Annotated in this window: 22 protein-coding genes; 12 read left to right on the forward strand and 10 right to left on the reverse strand. The window is 66.7% G+C overall.

Annotation, left to right across the window (positions count from 1 at the left end):
- Nucleotide 1: 1 nt before the first annotated feature.
- Entirely contained in the window at nucleotides 2-847 is an 846-nt protein-coding gene (locus LHA26_RS03120; protein ID WP_252167298.1) for an oxidoreductase, read from the reverse strand.
- Nucleotides 848-896: 49 nt separating this feature from the next.
- Here LHA26_RS03120 and LHA26_RS03125 point away from each other — a divergent pair, with 49 nt between their 5' ends.
- A complete protein-coding gene (locus LHA26_RS03125; protein ID WP_252167299.1) occupies nucleotides 897-1,490 on the forward strand; it encodes a TetR/AcrR family transcriptional regulator in 594 nt (197 codons plus the stop codon).
- On the opposite strand, the gene LHA26_RS03130 is transcribed toward LHA26_RS03125, so the two are convergent.
- Nucleotides 1,477-1,653, reverse strand: coding sequence for a hypothetical protein (locus LHA26_RS03130; protein WP_252167300.1), 177 nt, complete (start codon nucleotides 1,651-1,653; stop codon nucleotides 1,477-1,479). The genes LHA26_RS03125 and LHA26_RS03130 overlap by 14 nt on opposite strands.
- A gap of 329 nt (nucleotides 1,654-1,982) precedes the next feature.
- Between LHA26_RS03130 and LHA26_RS03135 the strand changes: the two genes are divergently transcribed.
- On the forward strand, nucleotides 1,983-4,805 hold the full coding sequence (locus LHA26_RS03135) for a DUF8487 domain-containing protein (RefSeq protein ID WP_252168278.1): 2,823 nt from the start codon (nucleotides 1,983-1,985) through the stop codon (nucleotides 4,803-4,805).
- Between the two features lie 138 nt (nucleotides 4,806-4,943).
- On the opposite strand, the gene LHA26_RS03140 is transcribed toward LHA26_RS03135, so the two are convergent.
- Nucleotides 4,944-5,663: a DUF1223 domain-containing protein gene (locus LHA26_RS03140; RefSeq protein ID WP_252167301.1), complete on the reverse strand. Its 720-nt coding sequence runs from the start codon at nucleotides 5,661-5,663 to the stop codon at nucleotides 4,944-4,946.
- Nucleotides 5,664-5,692: 29 nt separating this feature from the next.
- A complete protein-coding gene (msrA, locus tag LHA26_RS03145; protein WP_252167302.1) occupies nucleotides 5,693-6,361 on the reverse strand; it encodes a peptide-methionine (S)-S-oxide reductase MsrA in 669 nt (222 codons plus the stop codon).
- A 102-nt stretch (nucleotides 6,362-6,463) separates the two neighbouring features.
- Between msrA and msrB the strand changes: the two genes are divergently transcribed.
- Nucleotides 6,464-6,970, forward strand: a complete 507-nt coding sequence (gene msrB, locus LHA26_RS03150; RefSeq protein ID WP_252167303.1) for a peptide-methionine (R)-S-oxide reductase MsrB — start codon at nucleotides 6,464-6,466, stop codon at nucleotides 6,968-6,970.
- 117 nt (nucleotides 6,971-7,087) lie between these two features.
- Here the strand turns inward: msrB and LHA26_RS03155 are convergent, their stop codons facing one another.
- From LHA26_RS03155 to LHA26_RS03175, 5 genes are all read right to left on the reverse strand, one after another.
- Entirely contained in the window at nucleotides 7,088-7,840 is a 753-nt protein-coding gene (locus LHA26_RS03155) for an HvfC/BufC N-terminal domain-containing protein (protein WP_252167304.1), read from the reverse strand.
- The gene (gene bufB, locus LHA26_RS03160) at nucleotides 7,837-8,670 is read right to left on the reverse strand and encodes an MNIO family bufferin maturase (RefSeq protein ID WP_252167305.1); all 834 of its coding nucleotides are present in this window, start codon (nucleotides 8,668-8,670) and stop codon (nucleotides 7,837-7,839) included. Before bufB ends, LHA26_RS03155 begins: the two co-directional genes overlap by 4 nt.
- Nucleotides 8,671-8,723: 53 nt before the next feature.
- Complete coding sequence (gene bufA2 / locus LHA26_RS03165) at nucleotides 8,724-8,981, reverse strand: BufA2 family periplasmic bufferin-type metallophore (RefSeq protein WP_252167306.1); 258 nt, start codon at nucleotides 8,979-8,981, stop codon at nucleotides 8,724-8,726.
- A gap of 68 nt (nucleotides 8,982-9,049) precedes the next feature.
- Nucleotides 9,050-9,691 carry a DUF1109 domain-containing protein gene (locus tag LHA26_RS03170; protein WP_252167307.1) on the reverse strand — a complete coding sequence of 214 codons (642 nt, stop codon included), beginning with the start codon at nucleotides 9,689-9,691 and terminating at the stop codon, nucleotides 9,050-9,052.
- The gene (locus tag LHA26_RS03175) at nucleotides 9,688-10,227 is read right to left on the reverse strand and encodes a sigma-70 family RNA polymerase sigma factor (RefSeq protein ID WP_252167308.1); all 540 of its coding nucleotides are present in this window, start codon (nucleotides 10,225-10,227) and stop codon (nucleotides 9,688-9,690) included. The genes LHA26_RS03170 and LHA26_RS03175 overlap by 4 nt, the downstream gene beginning before the upstream one ends.
- A gap of 193 nt (nucleotides 10,228-10,420) precedes the next feature.
- Between LHA26_RS03175 and LHA26_RS03180 the strand changes: the two genes are divergently transcribed.
- From LHA26_RS03180 to LHA26_RS03215, 8 genes are all read left to right on the forward strand, one after another.
- On the forward strand, nucleotides 10,421-10,690 hold the full coding sequence (locus LHA26_RS03180; RefSeq protein WP_252167309.1) for a BufA1 family periplasmic bufferin-type metallophore: 270 nt from the start codon (nucleotides 10,421-10,423) through the stop codon (nucleotides 10,688-10,690).
- Between the two features lie 69 nt (nucleotides 10,691-10,759).
- Entirely contained in the window at nucleotides 10,760-11,209 is a 450-nt protein-coding gene (locus tag LHA26_RS03185) for a DoxX family protein (protein ID WP_252167310.1), read from the forward strand.
- A gap of 235 nt (nucleotides 11,210-11,444) precedes the next feature.
- Complete coding sequence (locus LHA26_RS03190) at nucleotides 11,445-12,371, forward strand: alpha/beta fold hydrolase (protein WP_252167311.1); 927 nt, start codon at nucleotides 11,445-11,447, stop codon at nucleotides 12,369-12,371.
- Between the two features lie 267 nt (nucleotides 12,372-12,638).
- Nucleotides 12,639-13,427 (forward strand): c-type cytochrome, encoded by a 789-nt coding sequence (locus LHA26_RS03195; protein WP_252167312.1) that lies wholly within the window; start codon nucleotides 12,639-12,641, stop codon nucleotides 13,425-13,427.
- 28 nt (nucleotides 13,428-13,455) lie between these two features.
- The gene (locus tag LHA26_RS03200) at nucleotides 13,456-14,244 is read left to right on the forward strand and encodes an SDR family NAD(P)-dependent oxidoreductase (protein WP_252167313.1); all 789 of its coding nucleotides are present in this window, start codon (nucleotides 13,456-13,458) and stop codon (nucleotides 14,242-14,244) included.
- Nucleotides 14,245-14,318: 74 nt separating this feature from the next.
- A complete protein-coding gene (locus LHA26_RS03205; RefSeq protein WP_252167314.1) occupies nucleotides 14,319-15,326 on the forward strand; it encodes an alpha/beta fold hydrolase in 1,008 nt (335 codons plus the stop codon).
- 204 nt (nucleotides 15,327-15,530) lie between these two features.
- The gene (locus LHA26_RS03210; RefSeq protein ID WP_252167315.1) at nucleotides 15,531-16,097 is read left to right on the forward strand and encodes a carboxymuconolactone decarboxylase family protein; all 567 of its coding nucleotides are present in this window, start codon (nucleotides 15,531-15,533) and stop codon (nucleotides 16,095-16,097) included.
- 176 nt (nucleotides 16,098-16,273) lie between these two features.
- Nucleotides 16,274-17,140, forward strand: a complete 867-nt coding sequence (locus tag LHA26_RS03215) for an alpha/beta fold hydrolase (RefSeq protein ID WP_252167316.1) — start codon at nucleotides 16,274-16,276, stop codon at nucleotides 17,138-17,140.
- Nucleotides 17,141-17,376: 236 nt separating this feature from the next.
- On the opposite strand, the gene LHA26_RS03220 is transcribed toward LHA26_RS03215, so the two are convergent.
- The gene (locus LHA26_RS03220; RefSeq protein WP_252167317.1) at nucleotides 17,377-18,066 is read right to left on the reverse strand and encodes an SDR family NAD(P)-dependent oxidoreductase; all 690 of its coding nucleotides are present in this window, start codon (nucleotides 18,064-18,066) and stop codon (nucleotides 17,377-17,379) included.
- A gap of 100 nt (nucleotides 18,067-18,166) precedes the next feature.
- Here LHA26_RS03220 and LHA26_RS03225 point away from each other — a divergent pair, with 100 nt between their 5' ends.
- Nucleotides 18,167-19,096, forward strand: a complete 930-nt coding sequence (locus tag LHA26_RS03225; RefSeq protein ID WP_252167318.1) for a LysR family transcriptional regulator — start codon at nucleotides 18,167-18,169, stop codon at nucleotides 19,094-19,096.
- Nucleotides 19,097-19,108 lie beyond the last annotated feature (12 nt).

Here is a 19,108-nt window from a genome sequence, read left to right on the forward strand (position 1 = left end):
ATCAGCGCTCGAAGTTGGTGGACCTTGAAAGCGCATCCCAGGCATCGCGCTCCGCCCTGATCGCGTCGAGCTTCTGATCGACCAGGGCCAGCGCATCGGCGCCGAGGAAAAGCCGGGTCGGCGGGTTTTCGGCTTCGACAAGGGCGAGGAGCGCGCGCGCGGCCTTGGACGGATCGCCGGGCTGGTTGCCGCTCTTGGCCTGCCGGGCCGCGCGCAGCGGGTCCATTACCGCGTCATAATCGGCGATGCTGCGGGGGGTGCGATCCATCGAGCGCCCCGCCCAATCGGTTCGGAACTGGCCGGGCGCGAGCGCGGTGACGCGGATCCCGAAGCCGCGTACCTCCTTGCCGAGCGCCTCGGAAATCCCCTCCAGCGCGAACTTGCTCCCGCAATAGAAGCTGATCCCGGGCATGGTGATGAAGCCGCCCATCGAGGTGACGTTGACGATGTGGCCGCGCCGCCGCGCGCGCATGCCGGGCAACACCGCCTTCATCATCGCCACCGGGCCGAAGACATTGGCGGCGAATTGGCGCTGAAGATCGTCCATCGAGGATTCTTCCAGCACGCCTTCATGACCATAGCCGGCATTGTTCACGAGCACGTCGATCGGACCCGCGCGGCTCTCCGCGTCCGCCACGGCCGCCGGGATCGCCGGATAGTCCGTCACGTCGAGCTGGAGCACGTGCGCGCGGTCGGGCGCCAAAGCGGCCAAGGCCTGCGCATCGTCGGGCCGCCGCACGGTGCCGATGACGCGGTGCCCGGCCTCCAACGCGCCCTGCGCGAAGGCGCGCCCGAGGCCCGAGCTGACGCCGGTGATGAGGAAGGTTTTGCGCGAGGTGCCGGTCATGCGATAACTCCGCCATGAGAATACAACTATATCATGATATAGGAGGCGCATGACGTCCGGCAAGCCCGGTGGCGCGTCCGGCGAACGGGGCGAGCCCGTTCGTCAGCGGGTGCTCGATGCGGCGGAACGGCTGCTGCGCAGCGGCAAGGCCGAATTCTCGATGCGCGATCTCGCCGCCGAGGCGGGCGTAAGCTTCGCGACCCCCTTCAATCAGTTCGGCAGCAAGGCCGGGATCATGCACGCTCTCTCCGCCCGACGGATCGAGACCATGTCGGCGCGCCTGGCCGCCGCGCCGCGCCCGGCGGACGCGCGCCGCCGCCTGCGGCTGGCGGTCGAAACGGCGGTGGCGGTCATGCTGGAGGAGCCCGACGTCAACCGAGCGGTGATGGGATCGATCGGGGCTGCCGGGCCGGCTCCAGCCACGGCCCTGGCGCGGTCCGCCGCCTATTGGGCCTTGGCCTTGGCAAACGATGGCGCCGAAGCCCCGCGCCGGCCTGAAGAAAGCGACTTGCCCCGGCTGCTCGCGTTCGCCTTTCGCGGCGCCTTGTCCTTCTGGTCGGCCGGCGAGCTTTCGGACGCGGCGCTCGGCCCCGCGGCGGTCGCGATCGCGGACCGGCTGGCGCTCGGCTTTACGGGGCGGTAGCGGCGTTGCGGCCGCCTGCGATGCGCGACGCCAGGCGTCCGCGCGATCGATAGTGCAGCAAGGCTTCGGGGGCATCGGTCTGGATCATCGATACGCCTGCGCGAAGAAGCATTTCCCACGCCGCGTCCGCGGCCCGGTGATGCTCCGCATCGTGCCGATCCATTACAAGAGTCCAAGTGATCACACCCCTTTACGGACGCCGCCTCGCCGCCCCTGGCCGGAGGGACAGGCTGCTTGCGGGCAACCCTCAGCGCCGGGCCTCCGCTCAACCACTATCTTGACGAAAGACGGGCGTCCGGTCTGATTGGTACTGAGTAGAGCACAGATCGGTCAGTACCACTGGACGTGCTCGCGGTAAGTTTATGCTTTGCTTTGTGAACGCTCGTTTTCGGGAGGGGGTGGGGCATGACGCCGATCGAACCACGGTCGCAGCCGATATCGACCAGCAGGCGCGCTTTCGTAAAAACCCTGGCGGCAGGGCCGTTGCTGGCCGTGCCCCTTGTCGCGGCGCACTCCGCCGGCGGGGCGGACAGCCGGACGCTCGATCAGCACTGGCGCGTGGCGCTGGATCCCGGCGATCGTGGCACCGGCGATGGCTGGTTCGCGCGCGTCTTGCAGGATATGGTAGAACTGCCCGGCTCGCTGGAACAGGCCGGGATCGGCAACAGGCCAAGCGTCGACACGCCCTGGACGGGCGATCTCAACGACAAATCCTTCTTCACCTCACCCGACTATGCCCGCTACCGCGATCCCGCCGCGTTCAAATTCCCCTACTTCCTCCAGCCTTCGCATTGGTATCGCGGGGCCGCCTGGTATCAGCGCGAGATCGACATTCCCGCCGACTGGGACGGCAAGTCGATCGAGCTTTTCCTTGAGCGCGCGCATTGGGAGACCCGGGTCTGGATCGACGGCCGGTCCTTCGGCGCGAACCAGGCGCTGCACGTGCCGCACCGCTACCGGCTTGGCGCGCTGGCGCCGGGGCGGCACCGGCTGACGATCCGTGTCGACAATCGCATGATCGTCGAGATCGGCCATAACGGGCATGGCGTGACCGACCATACCCAGGGCAATTGGAACGGCATCACCGGCCGCATCGAGCTGCGCGCCGACGGGCCGCACTGGTTCGAGGGCGTTGAGCTACATCCCGATCTGCCCAACCGAACGCTGGTGGTGCGCGGACGGGTTGCCGCGATCGGCAAGGGCCGGCGGGCGCAGATGGTGCAGCTCGAGGCGGGCGGCCGCACCAGCCAGGCCGCACTGGACTGGGCGGAGGACGGCGCCGCCTTCGACGCGCGTCTGGCGTTCGACGCGGGAGAGGCCGAGGCGCTGCGGCCCTGGAGCGAATTCACGCCCGTGCTCCACCGCGCCACGCTCAGCCTCGGCGACGGCACGCGCTGGGAGGGGCTTTATGGCTGGCGCGATCTGCGCGGCGGGCCCGAGGGCTTCACGCTCAACGGCCGCCCTCTCATGCTGCGCGGCACGCTCGAATGCGCGATCTGGCCGCTGACGGGCCATCCGCCCACCACAAGGCCGGAATGGGACCGGCTTATGCAGCGAGTCCGCGACTATGGGCTCAACCATCTTCGGTTCCACAGCTATTGCCCGCCCGCCGCGGCCTTCGAGGCGGCCGACGCGGCGGGCATCTATCTCCAGATCGAGACCGTCTGGGCCAACCAGTCGGTCGCGATCGGCCAGGGCCAGCCCGTCGATCGCTGGGTCTATGACGAGACCGAGCGCGTGCTGGCCGAGCACGGCAACCACCCGTCCTTTCTGCTGATGAGCCATGGCAACGAGCCGGGCGAAGGCAGCGGCGGCAAGCCCGCCGAGGCGCGACGCGATGCCTTTCTCGCCGGCTATGTGCGCCATTTCCGCGCGCGCGATCCGCGGCGCTTCTGGACGGCGGGCACGGGTTGGCCGCTGCTGCCCGAGAGCCAATATCATGTCACGCCCACGCCGCGCATCCAGGATTGGGGCGCGGGCCTCCATTCGCGCATCAATGGCAAGCCGCCGGAAACGCAAACCGATTATCGGGACTTCATCGCCCGCTATGCGGCGCCGGTGGTGAGCCATGAAATCGGCGAATGGTGCGTCTACCCCAATCTCGACGAGCGGCCCAAATATTCCGGCTATCTCAAGCCGAAGAATTTCGACATTTTCGAGGATCGGCTCCGCGCGAACGGGCTGCTGCCGCTCGCATCCGCCTTTGTCCGCAGCTCGGGCAAGCTGCAGGTCCAATGCTATAAGGAGGATATCGAGAGCGCGCTGCGCACGCCCGGCATGGGCGGCTTCCAGCTGCTCGGCGTTCAGGATTTCCCCGGGCAGGGTACGGCCCTGGTGGGCATCGCCGATCCCTTTTGGGACGAGAAGGCCTATGTGACGGCGGCCGCGTTCCGCCGCTTCTGCGCGCCGACCGTGCCCCTGGTGCGCATGGCCAGCCGCATCGCCCGCGCCGGCGCCGACTTCGCCTTCACGATCGACATCGCCCATTTCGGCGCGACGGCGCTGGACGAGGCCGAGATCGGCTGGACGATCCGCACGGAGGAAGGGGCGATGCTCGCCGAGGGGCGGTTCCCGGGGAGGCGCATTCCCATCGGCAATGCGCCGCTCGATCTGGCGGTGAAATGTCCGCTCTCCGCCCCCCGCGCGACCGCCGCGCGGCTGGAGGTGACGGTGCGCCAGGGCGCGCGGCAGATCGCGGCGAATGACTGGGATATCTGGATCTATCCGGCTCGTCCCACGCCGTCTCTGCGGGCCGTGGATCGTCTGCGCCACGCCAGCGGGTTCGATGCCGAAACGCTCCGCCATCTGGAGGAAGGCGGCGACGCGCTGATCGGCCTGCATCCCAAGACCATCGCCAACTACGCCGAGACTCCGGTGAAGCTCGGCTTTTCCAGCCTTTTCTGGAACACCGCCTGGACCGGCCGCCAACCGCCGACGACCTTGGGCCTGCTCTGCGATCCGGAGCATCCGGCGCTGGCGCATTTCCCCACCGAGGCGCACAGCAATTGGCAATGGTGGTATTTAATCCACCGCGCCGGTGCGCTGCGGCTCGATCTGCTGCCGCCCGGTCTGTCGCCCATCGTCCGCATCATCGACGATTGGGTGACGGCGCGGCCGCTTGCGCTGATGATCGAAGCGCAGCTCGGCCGCGGCCGCGCGATCGTCTGCGGCTTCTCGACGCGCGCGGAGGATTGTGCCGATCCGGTGAGCCAACAGATGATCGCCAGCCTCTCCGCCTATATGCAAGGCGGGGCCTTCGCCCCGCGCACGCGCGTCACGAGCGAGCAGCTAAGGCGGCTGACGGTGGCGGGTTGATGGTCGGGGTCGCAAAAGCTCGATTGGGCGCGCTTGCAGCTGCTCGGCTTCGAATGGCCTCCAAGGTCGCGATCGCCGCTCACCCTGGGTCGATCCAGGATTGAGCTGATCGGGCATGATCGTTCCCGAAGCGGCCGATCAGCCCTTTGCGGCCGCGATGATCGGGCCTCCCTTTCCCGCCTGCACAAGGATCGCCGTCCTGAGCCCCGGCACGCGCGATGCCGGCAGGCGCACCGCCTGCGGGCCGCCGTTCCACCGGCCGATTCGCACGAGTTCGCGCACGATGTCGCGATGCGCCACCGTCCTCCCGCCATTCTCCCCGGCGCGGATCGGCACTGCAATGGTTCTCGGGTCGTAGCGGACGAGCAGAATGTCGGCGCCGCCCTTGGGCGCCGCGCCCTGCCCGATCTGGACGCGATCATCGGCAAGAAGGATCGACGGTCCGCGCGGACCGCCTTGCGCGATGAGCTGGGCAACACGCGCCGGATTCGCCCCGAGCACCGTCTGGCGGCCGTTGATCCAATATTGCGGCGTGGCGACGCCGGCCCCGTTGTTCGCCGCCGAATAGTCCCGCTGGCGCTGAGTGAATTGCGGCGAGGCGAAGCTGTCCTTCCAGCCGAGATAATCCCAATAGCTCACCCCGAAGGAGAGCGCGAGCACGTCTGGCCGGTCCGCGAGGCGGTTGAGATTCTCTTGCGCGGGCGGGCAGTCCGAACAGCCTTGGCTTTGAAACAGCTCGACGACGACGGGTGGCTTCGCGGGCGCCGCGAGACTTGCGGTTCCGTGCAAGGAGGCGGTCGCCATCGCTGTCGCGCCCAGGAGGAAAGCCGGCACGGACCGGCGGAGGTGCGTGGTCATGGGGGAGTCCTCTCAGGGAGAAGCGCGGGTCAAGCCTTCCAGGCCTGCGGGAACAGGTGCTTGAGCGCGTCGACCTTGGGGCGATCGTTGATCACGATATACGGGTAGGTCGGATTACGCGCCATGAAGTCCTGATGGTACGTTTCCGCGGGGTAGAAGCCGCGCTGCGTCTCGAGGCGGGTCGCGATCGGGCGGCCATAGACATGGGCATCGGTGAGCTGGTCGATATAGGCGCGGGCCACCTGCGCCTGAGACGGCGACGTCGGAAACAGCGCCGTCCGGTACTGGGTGCCGTGATCGGGCCCCTGGCGGTTGACGAGCGTGGGATCGGCGACGACCGAGAAGTAGATCCGCAACAGATCCGCATAGTTCACCTGGCGCGGATCGAACACGACCTTCACCGATTCGGCGTGGCCTGTGGTGCCGGTCGAGACGTCTTCATAGTGCGCGGTCGCGGCGCGTCCGCCCGTATATCCGGACGTCGTGCTGATCACGCCTTTGACGTGGCTGAAAACGCCTTGAACGCCCCAGAAACAGCCGCCGGCGAAGATCGCGGTCTCGCGCGCGCCTCGCGCGGGTTCCACGATCTTGGCGCGCGGCGCCTGCACGGCAAGTTCCTGCGCATAGCCCGGACCTGTAACGGCAAGGACCGCGGCTGCCGCAGAGGAAAGGGCGAACGGTATCAACGCGCGGTGCATCACAACCTCCAGCGGGTGACTCTTCCCTTTTACGCCGCAGCTGGCCCTCGGGTTACGCGCGCCGCCGCGTAACCGGCTGATCCGATCGAGCGTAGGAGAGGCATGACCAGCACAGCCCAAATCCCAAGCCGCCGCCGGTTCTTCAGCCTCTGCACCGCCACCGCCGCGGGCGCGGCGCTATGGCGCCTCGGCCTGTCGCCGGCGCCCGCGAGCGCCGCACCGGCCCCCTATCGCCTCACCGATGCCGAATGGCGCAAGCGCCTGCCTCCTCAGGCCTATGCCGTGCTGCGCCAGGCCTCGACGGAATATCCGTTCACCAGCCCGCTCAACAGCGAGCACCGGCACGGCACCTTCGTCTGTGCCGGCTGCGCGCTGCCGCTGTTCGCGTCGGCCACCAAGTTCGACAGCGGCACGGGCTGGCCCAGCTTCTCCGATCACCTGCCCGGCGCGATCGGCGAGCGGGTCGACCGATCGCTGCTTGAAGTCCGCACGGAAGTCCATTGCGCGCGCTGTGGCGGCCATCTCGGCCATGTCTTCGAGGACGGGCCGCAACCGACGGGGCTCCGCTACTGCATGAACGGCGTGGCGATGCGCTTCCGGGCCGCCTGAGGCGGCTTTCCTGCGGACAGACCATGAACGCGATCGATCCCTTTCTCGGCTTCGCGGCGGCCGCTTCGACGATCCTGTCGCTCACTTGTCCGCGCGCGTCCCTGATACCTGACTGTCTCAGCGCGCCTCGATGCGCGCGATGATCCCGTCCCGGATCCACTCCCCAAGCCAGGCGCCGGCCTGCATCGGCCCCTGTTCCTCGCCCCAGCGGGCGATCGCCTCTGCGCAGAGAGTGCCGAACGACGCCCCTTGCTGAAGCGCGCGGATCGCCTCGGCCTCGCCCCGTTCGATCGTGCGGAAGCTGGGCGTAAACCCTTGCCGCCAGATGGCGAGTGCGGCCGGCTCCGGCAGCGACTCCGCGGGCGGTGGCACGTGGCCGGCGGCGATCGCCGACCAGATCGCGGCGGCATTGGTCGTGGCAGGCACGATGCGGAGCGTCGGAAGGAACAGGATCGACGCCCGATCCCAATCGACATCCGGCAGGATGGCAGGATCGATCGGGTCGGCGTCCGGGCCGACAAAGACCACGCCCAGTGTCATCTCGAGGCATGCAAGCTCGTGTATCTCGGCGTCACCGGGATAGAGCGTCGCGAGCGTTTCGGGAAAGCCGACGGCATAGGCGTCGAGCGTCCAGCTGTGCGGCGGACGCCGCTCGATATGGTGCGCCGCTGCCGCCTCGAACGCGGCGTCTCCCAACCAGGCCCGCGTCGCGGCGAAACTCTCCGAGAGACTCGCCATCAGCTGTCCGCGATAATTGTTGAGGTAGACCGCCGGGCCCGCCGCCCGGGCACCGGCGAGCCGGTGGGCCGCGTCGGCGCCCTCGGTGGTCAGCCAGGTCCGGAAGTCCCGTTGAAGGGCGCGCAAGCTCATGCCGCCTCCTTGTGCGCTTTGGGGCTGGCGATGGTGCGGGCGCAGTCCAGCTCGACCAGCAGGTCGTCGAGCGGAGGAATGTCATCATCGCGCTCGATCATCGTCGCGACGGGGCCTAGGCGGCCGATCGCGGCCTCGTAGAGCTGCCAGACCGAGGGCGGCACCGGCTTGTCATGCGTGTCGATCAACAGCGCCCTGCCCTGGCTGTGTCCCGCCAGATGGATCTGGCGCACCCGCTCGGCGGGAATGCCTTCGAGATAGGCGAGCGCATCGAAGCCGTGATTGACCGCGCTGACATAGATGTTGTTCACGTCGAGCAGCAGCCCGCAGCCAGTGCGCGCGCATATCGCGTCGAGAAACGCCCATTCGGTCATCTCACCGGGGAAGGCGATATAGCTCGACGGATTCTCGACCAGCATCGTCCGGCCGAGCGCGTCCTGGGCGCGCGCGATGTTCGCGCAGACGGTGTCGAGCGCTTCGGGCGTGTAGGGTAGCGGCAGCAGGTCGTGGCTGTTGAAGCCTTCGATGCGCGACCAGCTGAGATGGTCCGAGACGAACATCGGATCGATCGCATCCGCGAGCGCGCGCAACCGGCGCAGATAGTCGGGATCGAGCCCGTCGGCTGATCCGATCGACATGGAGACGCCATGCAGCGCGACGGGATGGCGCTCGCGAACGCGCCGGAGCACGTCCAGCGGACGGCCGCCCTCGACCATGAAATTCTCGGAGATCACCTCGACGAAATCGACGGGAACAGGCTCGGGACGATCAAGAAAGTCGCCATAATGCGGCTTGCGAAGCCCGAGGCCGAACTGGTGCGTCGCGAACATGGTTTGCGCTCCTGGAAAGGTGGCCGACCACCGCAGCGGCCGGCCCCGGCCGATCACTTCTCGGTGAGGCTGCCGCCATCGGCCTTGCACTGCTTGGCGGTTTCCGCCTTGAAGCCCTGGCCCTTGCAGTCATTCTGGCCCTTGCAGTCATGATTGCCGGACTTGCAGTCCGAGGTGCCCTTGCAGCTGTTGACGCCGTAGCAGTGCACCTGCTTGGCCGAGCCGGCCACCGCCGGGCTGGAGATGGCGGCGCCCGAAAGGGCGATGAGCGCGGCGGCGGCGGCGAAGCTGACGGACTTGGAAGAGGTCATGACGTACTCCGTGAAAGGCTGTGCCCAGATGGCCCCTTTCCTACGGCGCACGAACGATGCCGGTTACATCACCAGCGCAGCAGTCTCGGCCCGACCAAGGCGCCGGCGAGAGCCGCTAGAACGATCCCCAGGCTATACCAGGTGAGCACGAACAGCGCGGACACTTCCGGGCAGTGGATGCAGTAAATCGTGGCGGCCCAAGCGCCGGCGGCAAGCCCGGCGGCGGCGCCCGCCGCGCGCAGCCGCGTCGGGGCCAGCCGTCTGAATGACCAGAGCAATCCGATGAAGATCGGCGCCGCCAGGACGAGCACGAGCCAGGGGCAGACCTTCCAGCTCACTCCCAGCCACATCGCCAGCCAGCGCTCGGACGGCGTGCTTGCCAGCTCGCCGATACCGATGCCCGCCAACAGCAGGACCGGCACGAGGAGGAACCAGAGACTGCTGAGCGGCGCGCCGGTCGGGCGGCCGAGGCGACGCACCGCGACGACCGCGCCGATCCCCAAGGAGCCCGTGTAGATCCACTTCATCCAAAAGGAGAATCCGTGCATCGCGCGGTGCAGGTCGGGGCGGATCCCCAGCACCGTCACCACCAGGAATAGGGTGACGATGGCACCGCCGGCGAGGCCGACGCCGATCCGACGCCCGACCGCACGGCGCGAGACGGGCCGGACATCGGCACTGAGCGACTGGATCAGCTGATCCGTATTCATAGTCGGTCCCCGATGATGCGCGAGGCCAGCGCCTTCAGGCCACGGTGGACCGACACCTTCACGTCAGAGCCGCCGATCTGATCGCGCGCCGCCGTCTCAGCAACGCTCAAGCCATCGATATGGGTGGCCCTGATCGCCTTGGCCTGTTTCGCGGGAAGCGTGGACAGGAGGCTGTCGACATCGAGGCGCGCGCCGAGCGCCTCGGCGAAACCCTCGGTGACGAGGATCGCCTCGACATCCTCGATAGGCACGCTGACCTTCTGGCGACGGAGATGGTCGATCATCCGGTAGCGCGCGATCGCATAAAGCCAGGCCGTGAACGGTCGATCCCTGTCGTAGCTCTCGCGCCGGGTATGAACGGAGATGAGCGTTTCCTGCACCAGATCCTCGATATCGTCCTCGGCACCCCGCAGACGACGGCGATAAAACGCGCGAAGCAGCGGAACCAAGGCGCGCAGCAGGGCGGCATGGGCGGCGGCATCGCCGTCCAACCCGCCCGTCATCCAGCTTTTCAGTTGAACTTCGCTGATCTGCATTCACGCTCCTGATCCGCTTACGCGGGCGGGCATGGGATGGTTACACCCGGTTCGACGCTGGCGCGAACCCCCATCTGTAACCGGGCGCCACCGAGCCGCGTAGACAGCGTCGTGATCCAGCCAGGCCCCTCGCCCGGATCACCGCGGGGTGCCCGCGCCGAGAGCAGGGGCGACCAACTCAGGACATACGACCATGACCAAGACCCACGCGGCCTTCGCCGCCACGCTCGCGCTCAGCCTTGCCGCCGGTGCCGCCCATGCAGCCGACCAGAAGCCGGCCATGGAAAAATGCTACGGCGTCGCCCTTGCCGGCCACAATGACTGCAAGGCCGGAGCCGGCACGAGCTGCGCCGGCACGTCGAGCGCCAATTATCAGGGCAACGCCTGGAAGCTGGTCAAGGCGGGCACCTGCACCACCATCAAGACGCCCAAGGGCTTCGGCTCGCTCACCCCGAAGGCGTGATCGCGCCTGCGCCGCCGTGCCTCGAGGAGGCGCGGCGGACCCGCCCAACCCAAAGCGACCAGGAAGCCTATGTCCTCGCCCGTCCGACCTTACGATCGTTTCGATGCGCTCGCCGCGCGCCTGCTCCCGCAGTCCCTCCTCCTGCTCGTCGCGCGTCTCGGCATCGCGGCGGTGTTCTTCATGTCCGGCCGCACCAAGGTGGACGGCGTGCTTCATATCACCGACGCGACCTACGAGCTGTTCCGGACCGATTATGCACTGCCCTTCATGGATCCCGTCGTCGCGGCGCATGCAGCGACCTATTCCGAACACCTGTTTCCGATCCTGCTGACGCTGGGCCTGTTCACGCGCCCCGCCGCGCTCGCGCTGCTCGGCATGACCAGCGTCATCGAGATCTTCGTTTATCCCGATGCCTGGCCGACCCATCTCAGCTGGGCGGGGCTGCTCCTGCCGCTGATCGCCTGGGGTGGCGGCAACTGGTCGCTCGATCGGCTGCTCGGTCTCGAGCGCGCGCTGTAAATCTGCATATCGCCAGATGCATTCTCCTGCTCCTTCCGCAGGCGTTCCTATTCTCGGGAGCAATAGGCGTTAGTCCTAGCAGCAGCCTTCCGGATCCGGTCGGGCATGCCATCTTCCGCCCCAGCTTTGCTGCTTGGCAGATAGATCGATGAAGAATGTCTCATCCCGAATGTTCGAGACCGCGCCGACCGTCGCGCGCCCGAAGCCCGGAACGGCTGAATAAGGAGCTAGTCGGATGCCCTCCCTTGTCACCGGCGCCGCGGCGCTGGCCCTTGCCGCCGCGTCACCGCTGCCGTCGACATCGGCCACCTCGATCTTCCACAAGGTGGACGTCGACGGCGTGGGCATGTTCTACCGCGAAGCTGGGCCCAAAGATGCGCCCACTTTGGTCCTGCTCCACGGCTTCCCCTCCTCGTCGCGCGAGTTCAACACGCTAATCCCGCTGCTTGCGACACGATACCACCTGATCGCACCGGACTTCCCCGGCTTCGGCCAGAGCGACGCGCCCGCGCCCAGCGCCTATGCCTATACGTTCGACCATCTCGCGCGGACCACCAATGCGCTGCTCGAGCGGCTCGGGATCGGTCGGTACTCACTCTACCTGCACGATTACGGCGCGCCGGTCGGCTACCGCATCATGCTCGCGCATCCTGAGCGCCTTCAGACGCTGATCGTCCAGAACGGCAACGCCTATCGGGAGGGGCTCGGCGCGAAATGGGCCAAGATCGCCGCGTTCTGGAACGCTCCCTCCGACCACGCCGAGGTGGTCGACGCCTTCCTTTCGTTCGACGCGACCAAGCAGCGCCACATTGCCGGAACCGCCCACCCCGAGCGGTACGACCCGGACAGCTGGACCGACGAGTTTGCGCACCTGTCAAAGCCGGGGCAGCGGGCGATCCAGGCCGCGCTGCTCTACGATTATCGAACCAACGTCGATGCCTATCCAAGCTGGCAGGTCTGGTTGCGCGCACACCGACCGCCGACGCTGATTGCATGGGGCGGCAACGATCCATCCTTTGTCGCCGCGGGCGCGGAAGCCTATCGACGCGACCTTCCCGACGCGGAGATCCACATACTCGACGCCGGGCATTTTGCGCTGGACGAGAAAGTAGATGAGATCGCTTACCTGATAATGAATTTTCTGGCGAGGCATCCAGAATGATCGCGATTGGCCGCGATCGACGATCGCCGCAAGCCGCGGCGACCCGGACATGCCGTGAACGGGTCGCCTGTTCAGGAGCCTGACCTGTAACCGAGCCCTGCCTCAAGCCGTATCGATTATATGCGTAGCGTTCCAAGTCTCTTTAAACACGCTTCTCAGCGGGCGCGCTCATCCTCGGTGGGAGCGGCCAATTGGACGTGTCTGGGCCTGCTCTTGTCAGCCGGCGCTCTGGCATCGTGCGATCGGGCCTCCCCGTCCCAGCCACCCATGGATCATCGCGCGGCGCACCCTGCCCAATCCGTCCGGGTCGAAACCGGTGACGGCCGCTTCTGGATCAAGGGCGCTGCCGCCCTGCTCGCCCGCAAAGATGTGGTGCGGATCGAGGTGGTGGACGATGTGAGCTACCACGATCGAGCCACCTACCACGCCATTCCATTGGCTCACCTGATCGATGGAGCGAGCGCCCGTGCGGGAATGCTCGAGGCCGCGGCCGCTGATGGGTTTGTAGCCCATCTTCCGCTCTCCATGGTACGCAACCGCGATCCCTCCTTGCCGATCGCCTATCTGGCGGTCGAAGATCCGGGCTCACAGTGGCGGGCCTTGCCGGGCAAGTCTGTGAGTGCCGGCCCATTCTACATCGTGTGGATCGGACCGCACGCACAGCGGGTGCCCGCAGAATATTGGCCCTACCAGATCGTGGCGCTGCGGGTGACGACGGCACCGGACGATCGCTGGTCGGTCCTCAATCCCGCCAGTGTCGCCGGGGCGAGCGCGAACGTGCGCGACGGGCGGGCGCTTTTCGTGGCCAATTGCTTGAGCTGCCACAAAATCGATGGACAGGGCGAGGGGACGATCGGCCCGGATTTGAACCGACCCATGAACCCGACTGCGTATTTTCAACGGGCGGCGCTTCACCGCTATATCCGAAATCCGGCGTCGCTCCGACACTGGCCTGCGCAGCAAATGCCGGCCTTCGACGCCGCACGACTACCCGATCATGAGATCGACGAGATCATCGATTACTTGGCGGCATACCGCAGTCATTCTCGATCATAAGCCGGTTCGGCCGCGAAGCACCTCATCATTGTCGCACCTCGCCGAGGTGCCGTTCTGGAAAGCGATCAACATGGGTGACGAACTTAGGGGCAAGGTGGCTCTGGTGACCGGAGCGGGCCGCGGCATTGGTCGCGCAATCGCACTTCGCCTGGCCGCCGCCGGAGCGCATGTTAGCGTGACCTATCACGTCTCCGGGGCGGAGGCCGCTGCTCTCGTGGAGAAGATTCAGGGTCATGGCGTAAGGGCCATGGCGATCAAGGCGGATATGGGCAAGGTGTCAGAAGTCGTGGCGGCGACAGAACAGACATACGATATGTTCGGCCGGCTCGACATATTGGTGAACAATGCCGGTATTCTTGCCGCCGGGCTGATGGAAGACGTGTCGATCGAGCGGTTCGACGAAGCGTATGCGGTCAACGTGCGTGGGCCTTTTGCCGCGATCCAAGCGGCCGCGCCGCGCATGGAGCGCGGCGGACGGATCATCAATATCGGCAGCATCGGAAGTGACTTTATGCCGTACAAGGGCCGCGCCGCCTACACCATGTCCAAAGGAGCGCTGGCGAGCCTGACGCGCGGGTTGGCGCGCGAGCTTGGCGAGCGCGGGATCACGATCAACAATGTTCAGCCCGGGCGCGTGCTGACCAGGCTGCTCAAGGAGGCGAGCGACGACAAGTTGAGCGAGTTTGCCTCGTCCACCGCGGTCGGCCGATTGGGTGAGCCGGACGAGGTGGCTGATTTGGTCGCCTATCTCGCGCGTTCGCAGGCGGGATATATCACGGGAGCCAATCTGCGCATCGACGGCGGCACCTCCGCTTGACGGATGCCGGCCTGCTGTTTCGCCCGAGGCGAGACAGCGCGGCGGGACACGACCGCCTTCGACGAGGAGCATCGATGAGAAACAAGAGCGTGTGCGCACTCCTGTTCGCCACCCTGGCCCTGATCGGACAACCGGGATCCAGCGGCCATCCGCGCCTCGGAACCACGCGACTTGCGCCCGGCAACCATGTGGCGAGGCTGGGAACGCTGACGCTTCACTATGCCATCGCGGGCAAGGGGCCGCTCCTGATCGTCCAGGCACCTGGCTGGGGCATCGGCACCGAATATCTAGAAAAGGGCCTGGCGCCGCTGACCGAGCACTTCACCGTCCTCACCTATGATCCCAGGGGCACCGGGCTGTCGACACCCGTCTCCAAGGGCGATCGCCTCACCAATGCCGATCTCGCCGAGGACCTGGAGCGGCTGCGCGCGTATCTCGGACTCAAAACGCTTGATCTGATCGGCCATTCCAATGGCGGCGCGATCGCCATCCTCTATGCCGAGGAGCATCCGGCCCGGGTGAAGCGATTGGTGCTGATCGGGTCGCAGCTCCTCGGGTACGGCGAGCCGGCCGGCCCAGTGGAGAAAAGCGAGGACGCCCGGCGTCGAACGCACCCGGAATTCGCGGCCTATGCGGCGCGGATGCGGGCATCCTCACCGCGAAATGATGCGGAGTTCACGCGCGATTTCAAAAGCTATGCGGGTGTCTTCTTCTACGATCCCCATAGGGATCTGCCGGCTCTGCTGAAGGCGATGACGAAGCCGATGAGCGCGTCGATGAACAAGGCCTACAAGGAATCGCCACCTCCTTCCGAAGCGCCGCCACTCGATGATCTCGCGAAGATCAGCGCCCCGACCCTGATCGTCGAAGGACGCCAGGATCCTGCCTGCGCCCTTGCAGAATCCGAGCGGATCAAGAGGGGCATCGCGAACTCAAGGCTCGTGTCCATCGATCGGTCGGGTCACTTCCCCTGGATCGAACAGCCCTCGCAATTTTTCGCTCCCGTGATCCGCTTCCTCGCCTCGCCGCGCATCGAGAACACCACGCAGGCACCGCGCACCGGTCCGACGCGGCGGCGATAGCTGATCTTCATCCGGCCCAAATCCACTCCGCAGGCGCTGCGGGGGGCTCTCCTGCCGGCGCGCACGCGAACAGCGCCGCGAACGCTACCGATCCTGCCCATTCCTCATCGGCATAGGCGTTAGTCCGAGAAGCCGTCTTCGTCGAAGATGAGGATGGGGGCACATCAAAGCGGGTCGGAACCACACGCCTTGAAGGAAACAGAGATGACCCAGTTCACATCGCACACCATCGACAGCGCACCGGAAGCGGCGCGCCCGATCTTTGAAGGCGTAAGGAGCGCCTTCGGCTTCGTCCCCAACCTTCAATCGTACATGGCCGAGGCACCCGAACTCCTCGCCGGCTACACGGCCCTATGGGATCTTTTCTCCAAGTCGACGCTGACGGCGCACGAGCAGCAGGTGGTCTATCTTACCGCCAATTTCGAGAACGAGTGCCACTATTGCATGGCCGGCCACACCACCTTGGCCAAGATGCAGAAGATGGAGGCGGGCGTGATCGAGGCGCTGCGCGCCGGCACGCCGCTTCCCGACGCGCGCCTCGAGGCGCTGCACCGCTTCACGACCCTTGTCGTCCGCAACCGTGGCTGGGTCGATGCGGCCGATGTCGATGCCTTCATCGCCGCCGGCTTCACCAAGCGCAACGTGCTCGAGGTCGTGCTGGGCGTCGCGACCAAGGTGATGAGCAACTACACCAACCATCTGGTTCACACGCCGCTCGACGCCTTCATGAAGGGGAACGAATGGTCGAAGCCGGTCGCGGCCGCCCTCTAAGCCTCCAGACTCTGGAAACAGCCGGCAGCCCGGCCTGCGCCTTTCGGGCGCGGGCCGGGCATCGTCGTTGATTGCGCGCCGTTCGCGTGGGCCGATGTAACCGCAGGGCCTGCCCGGACGAAAGCAGGATGCGCTGCGCTGGCTCATACAGCCGAGCGCCTTTTCAAGGATTCCACATGCCCACCCCCGTCACGCCCGGCAGCCAGTCCATCACTGTCGGTGGGATCACTCAGCATTTCCACGTCGCCGGCCATGGTCCCTATTGCATCGTACATTCGGGCGGCCCCGGCATCGATGCAGGCTATCTACGGCTCCCGCTGCTCGAAGATCGGCTGACCATGATCTACCTCGATCCGATCGGGACGGGTCGATCGGGGGTGCTGCCCACACACCCCACAGGGTACACGGTCGCCCGCTTTGCCGAGCAGATGCTAGGGCTGGTCGACGCGCTCGATCTCGGTCGGCCCTTTCTGCTGGGTCATTCGCATGGTGCATTCGTCGCTCTTGAGGCGGCGCTGCAGCGGCCCGAGGCTTTTGCCGGCCTGGTGCTTTATGCGGGTGCTGCCTGGACCGGGGGAGACTTTATGGCGGCGGCCGCCGCGAAGGTCGCGGCCTTCCTGGAACGGCACGCCGGAACGCCCGAGGCTGACTCCGTGCAGAAAGGCTGGACCGCCTTGTCCTCGGTCGCGAGCGACGCCGCTTACACGACGGCGCTCCGCAACCTCCTCCCGGTCTATTTCGCGGATCACCGGCGTTCGGCGCCGGTCGTCGGCCGGCTCGCGGCCAACCTTGGCGCGACCATGCTCGTGAGTGGCGCCGAGCCGTTCGATGTCCGGCACCGTCTTGCCGCGATGCCGCTGCCCACGCTCGTGATGGTCGGCGCCGAGGATTTCATCCTTGGACCCCGCTACGCTGCGACGCTCCTTGAAGGGCTGCCCGACGCGGGGCTGACCTTGCTCAAACGGAGCGGCCATTTTGCGCATCTCGAAGAGCCCGACGCCTTCGCCAACGCGGTGATCGCGTTCGCCACCCCTGAGCGGTAGCGGAGGCAGGGACGCGGCGATCATCGCTCATCGCGGTGCTGGGCCCGCAACTGCGCCACCGTGGTTGAAGCCCTTCTTGTATCCCGTGCCGGGAAGGCGGCTTGAGAGGCTGCGGAAGCTGTCGGCGGGTTGGTCAGCGCATTGGTGCGGGCGGGCTCCGGGGCCATGATGCTGCTCCTGTTCGGGCCGTTAGACGGCGCGATGTCCGGTCTCATTCGGTCGAGGCAGGCGCCCGGTTACCAGGGCAGCGGCTGGTTGAATCGGTCGAGATATCGAAGACCGGGCTTGCCGCGATTGGCCTCGACCATGTCGACGACCAGCGGGATGCTTTCCTCGATCGAGAGCAGCGCATCCCCGCCTCCCATCTCGGTGCGCACCCAGCCCGGCGCGACCAGCAGCAGCGCGTGCCGATCCTCGGCATGCTTACCCGCATAGCCCTTCATCAGCGCGTTGAGCGCGGCCTTGCTCGAGGAATAGAGCTGCCAAAAGCCCTGTGCGTTGGCGATGCTACCAAGCTCGGAGGTCATGATCGCGATCGTGCCGTCGTCGACGACCCGGTCGCGCAGCAGCTCGACCGCGCGCACGGGCGAGAAGGCATTGGTAAGCATCATGTCGAGAAAGTCGGCCTCGGCCGCGCTCGCCGGGCTTTCTTCGATCGCGCGGGCGATGCCGGCATTGACGAACAGCACGTCCAGCGGGCGTCCCGAGAGACGCGCGCGCAGCGCGCGCACCGTCTCGACATTGTTGATGTCGACGGTCTCGATCAGAAGGCTTGCGGGGTAGCGGCTGGCGAGCGCCTCGAGTTCGGCCGATCGGCCGCGCGCGGTGGCGATGACGCGCCAGCCCCGGCCGAGCCATTCCTCCACCAGCGCGAAGCCGAGCCCGCGCGACGCGCCGAGAACCAGCGCAGTATTTTCCTTGGCCATAGCGGCTCTCCATTCCAGTGACCGGCCTCAGGTGGCAAAGCCGCTGTCGCGATGGTAGCGCCGATCTGTCCGATCATTCCGGACCAGGAGTCCTGGAACCATGCCCCTCGACGGTCGCCTTCTGTCCGGCGTCACGGTGCTCATGGCAGTGGTGGAAGCCGGATCGATGACCCGCGCGGCCGAAGCGCTCGGTATGACCCAGTCGGGCGTCGGTCGCGCCATCCAGCGGCTTGAGACGCGCGTCGGTGTGCGGCTTCTCGATCGCACGACGCGGACGCTGAGGCTTACCGACGAGGGCCGCCGCTTCTGGGAGCGTGCCGGACCGCATCTTGAAGCCATCGAGGAAGCGGCGATCGAGGCGGCGGGAAGCGCGCACCGCGTGCGGGGCCGGCTGCGCGTCAACGTCGATCCCTTTTTCTCGCGGCTGGTCCTGTCGCGCGCGCTTGCCCGCTTTCTGAGCCTTCATCGCGAACTCCGGCTGGAACTCATCATGCGCGACCAGATCGGCGATCTGGTCGCCGACGGGTTCGACATGGCGCTCCGTTTCGGGAACCCGCCGACGGCTGGCTTCACCGCGCGCAAGCTTCTGGAGACGCGCATCCTGACGGTCGCCTCCCCCGGATATCTGGAGACGCATGGCAAGCCGGCCCACCCCCGCGATCTCCTCCAGCACGACTGTATCGACTATCAGGATCCGCTGACCGGGCGTCCATTCGAGTGGGAGTTCCGGCGGGGCGACGAGATCGTCGCCGTTCCGCCGCCCGCGCGGCTGATGGTTTCGGACGTGGCGACGATGATCGGCGCCTGCTGCGAGGGCGCAGGCATCGCCCAGATCCTGCAGCTCGGCAGCCGCGATGTGATCGCGCAGGGCAAGCTGGTCGAGCTGTTTCCAGACTGGCCCGACGAGACCTTTCCGCTCTACGCCATCTACCCCACCCGGCAGCACCGGGCGGCCAAGGTGCGCGTCTTCACCGACTGGTGCGCTACGTTGCTCGGCGCCGACCCCGAAGGCGCGGCCGCGCTGCGTTGAGGCCGGCACGGC

Origin of the sequence: Sphingomonas morindae, assembly GCF_023822065.1 — a bacterium.
GTDB classification, from domain to species: Bacteria; Pseudomonadota; Alphaproteobacteria; order Sphingomonadales; family Sphingomonadaceae; genus Solisphingomonas; species Solisphingomonas morindae.

Excerpts from the sequence above, each read along its gene's own strand:
- LHA26_RS03120 (WP_252167298.1), bottom strand. The coding sequence starts at position 847 with ATGACCGGCACCTCGCGCAAAACCTTCCTCATCACCGGCGTCAGCTCG.
- LHA26_RS03175 (WP_252167308.1), bottom strand. The coding sequence starts at position 10,227 with ATGCAGATCAGCGAAGTTCAACTGAAAAGCTGGATGACGGGCGGGTTG.
- LHA26_RS03185 (WP_252167310.1), top strand. The coding sequence starts at position 10,760 with ATGTCCTCGCCCGTCCGACCTTACGATCGTTTCGATGCGCTCGCCGCG.
- LHA26_RS03195 (WP_252167312.1), top strand. The coding sequence starts at position 12,639 with ATGGATCATCGCGCGGCGCACCCTGCCCAATCCGTCCGGGTCGAAACC.
- LHA26_RS03140 (WP_252167301.1), bottom strand. The coding sequence starts at position 5,663 with ATGACCACGCACCTCCGCCGGTCCGTGCCGGCTTTCCTCCTGGGCGCG.
- LHA26_RS03205 (WP_252167314.1), top strand. The coding sequence starts at position 14,319 with ATGAGAAACAAGAGCGTGTGCGCACTCCTGTTCGCCACCCTGGCCCTG.
- bufA2 (WP_252167306.1), bottom strand. The coding sequence starts at position 8,981 with ATGACCTCTTCCAAGTCCGTCAGCTTCGCCGCCGCCGCCGCGCTCATC.
- LHA26_RS03220 (WP_252167317.1), bottom strand. The coding sequence starts at position 18,066 with ATGGCCAAGGAAAATACTGCGCTGGTTCTCGGCGCGTCGCGCGGGCTC.
- LHA26_RS03155 (WP_252167304.1), bottom strand. The coding sequence starts at position 7,840 with ATGAGCTTGCGCGCCCTTCAACGGGACTTCCGGACCTGGCTGACCACC.
- LHA26_RS03170 (WP_252167307.1), bottom strand. The coding sequence starts at position 9,691 with ATGAATACGGATCAGCTGATCCAGTCGCTCAGTGCCGATGTCCGGCCC.
- LHA26_RS03125 (WP_252167299.1), top strand. The coding sequence starts at position 897 with ATGACGTCCGGCAAGCCCGGTGGCGCGTCCGGCGAACGGGGCGAGCCC.
- LHA26_RS03190 (WP_252167311.1), top strand. The coding sequence starts at position 11,445 with ATGCCCTCCCTTGTCACCGGCGCCGCGGCGCTGGCCCTTGCCGCCGCG.
- msrA (WP_252167302.1), bottom strand. The coding sequence starts at position 6,361 with ATGCACCGCGCGTTGATACCGTTCGCCCTTTCCTCTGCGGCAGCCGCG.
- LHA26_RS03215 (WP_252167316.1), top strand. The coding sequence starts at position 16,274 with ATGCCCACCCCCGTCACGCCCGGCAGCCAGTCCATCACTGTCGGTGGG.
- LHA26_RS03225 (WP_252167318.1), top strand. The coding sequence starts at position 18,167 with ATGCCCCTCGACGGTCGCCTTCTGTCCGGCGTCACGGTGCTCATGGCA.
- msrB (WP_252167303.1), top strand. The coding sequence starts at position 6,464 with ATGACCAGCACAGCCCAAATCCCAAGCCGCCGCCGGTTCTTCAGCCTC.
- LHA26_RS03180 (WP_252167309.1), top strand. The coding sequence starts at position 10,421 with ATGACCAAGACCCACGCGGCCTTCGCCGCCACGCTCGCGCTCAGCCTT.
- LHA26_RS03210 (WP_252167315.1), top strand. The coding sequence starts at position 15,531 with ATGACCCAGTTCACATCGCACACCATCGACAGCGCACCGGAAGCGGCG.
- bufB (WP_252167305.1), bottom strand. The coding sequence starts at position 8,670 with ATGTTCGCGACGCACCAGTTCGGCCTCGGGCTTCGCAAGCCGCATTAT.
- LHA26_RS03130 (WP_252167300.1), bottom strand. The coding sequence starts at position 1,653 with ATGGATCGGCACGATGCGGAGCATCACCGGGCCGCGGACGCGGCGTGG.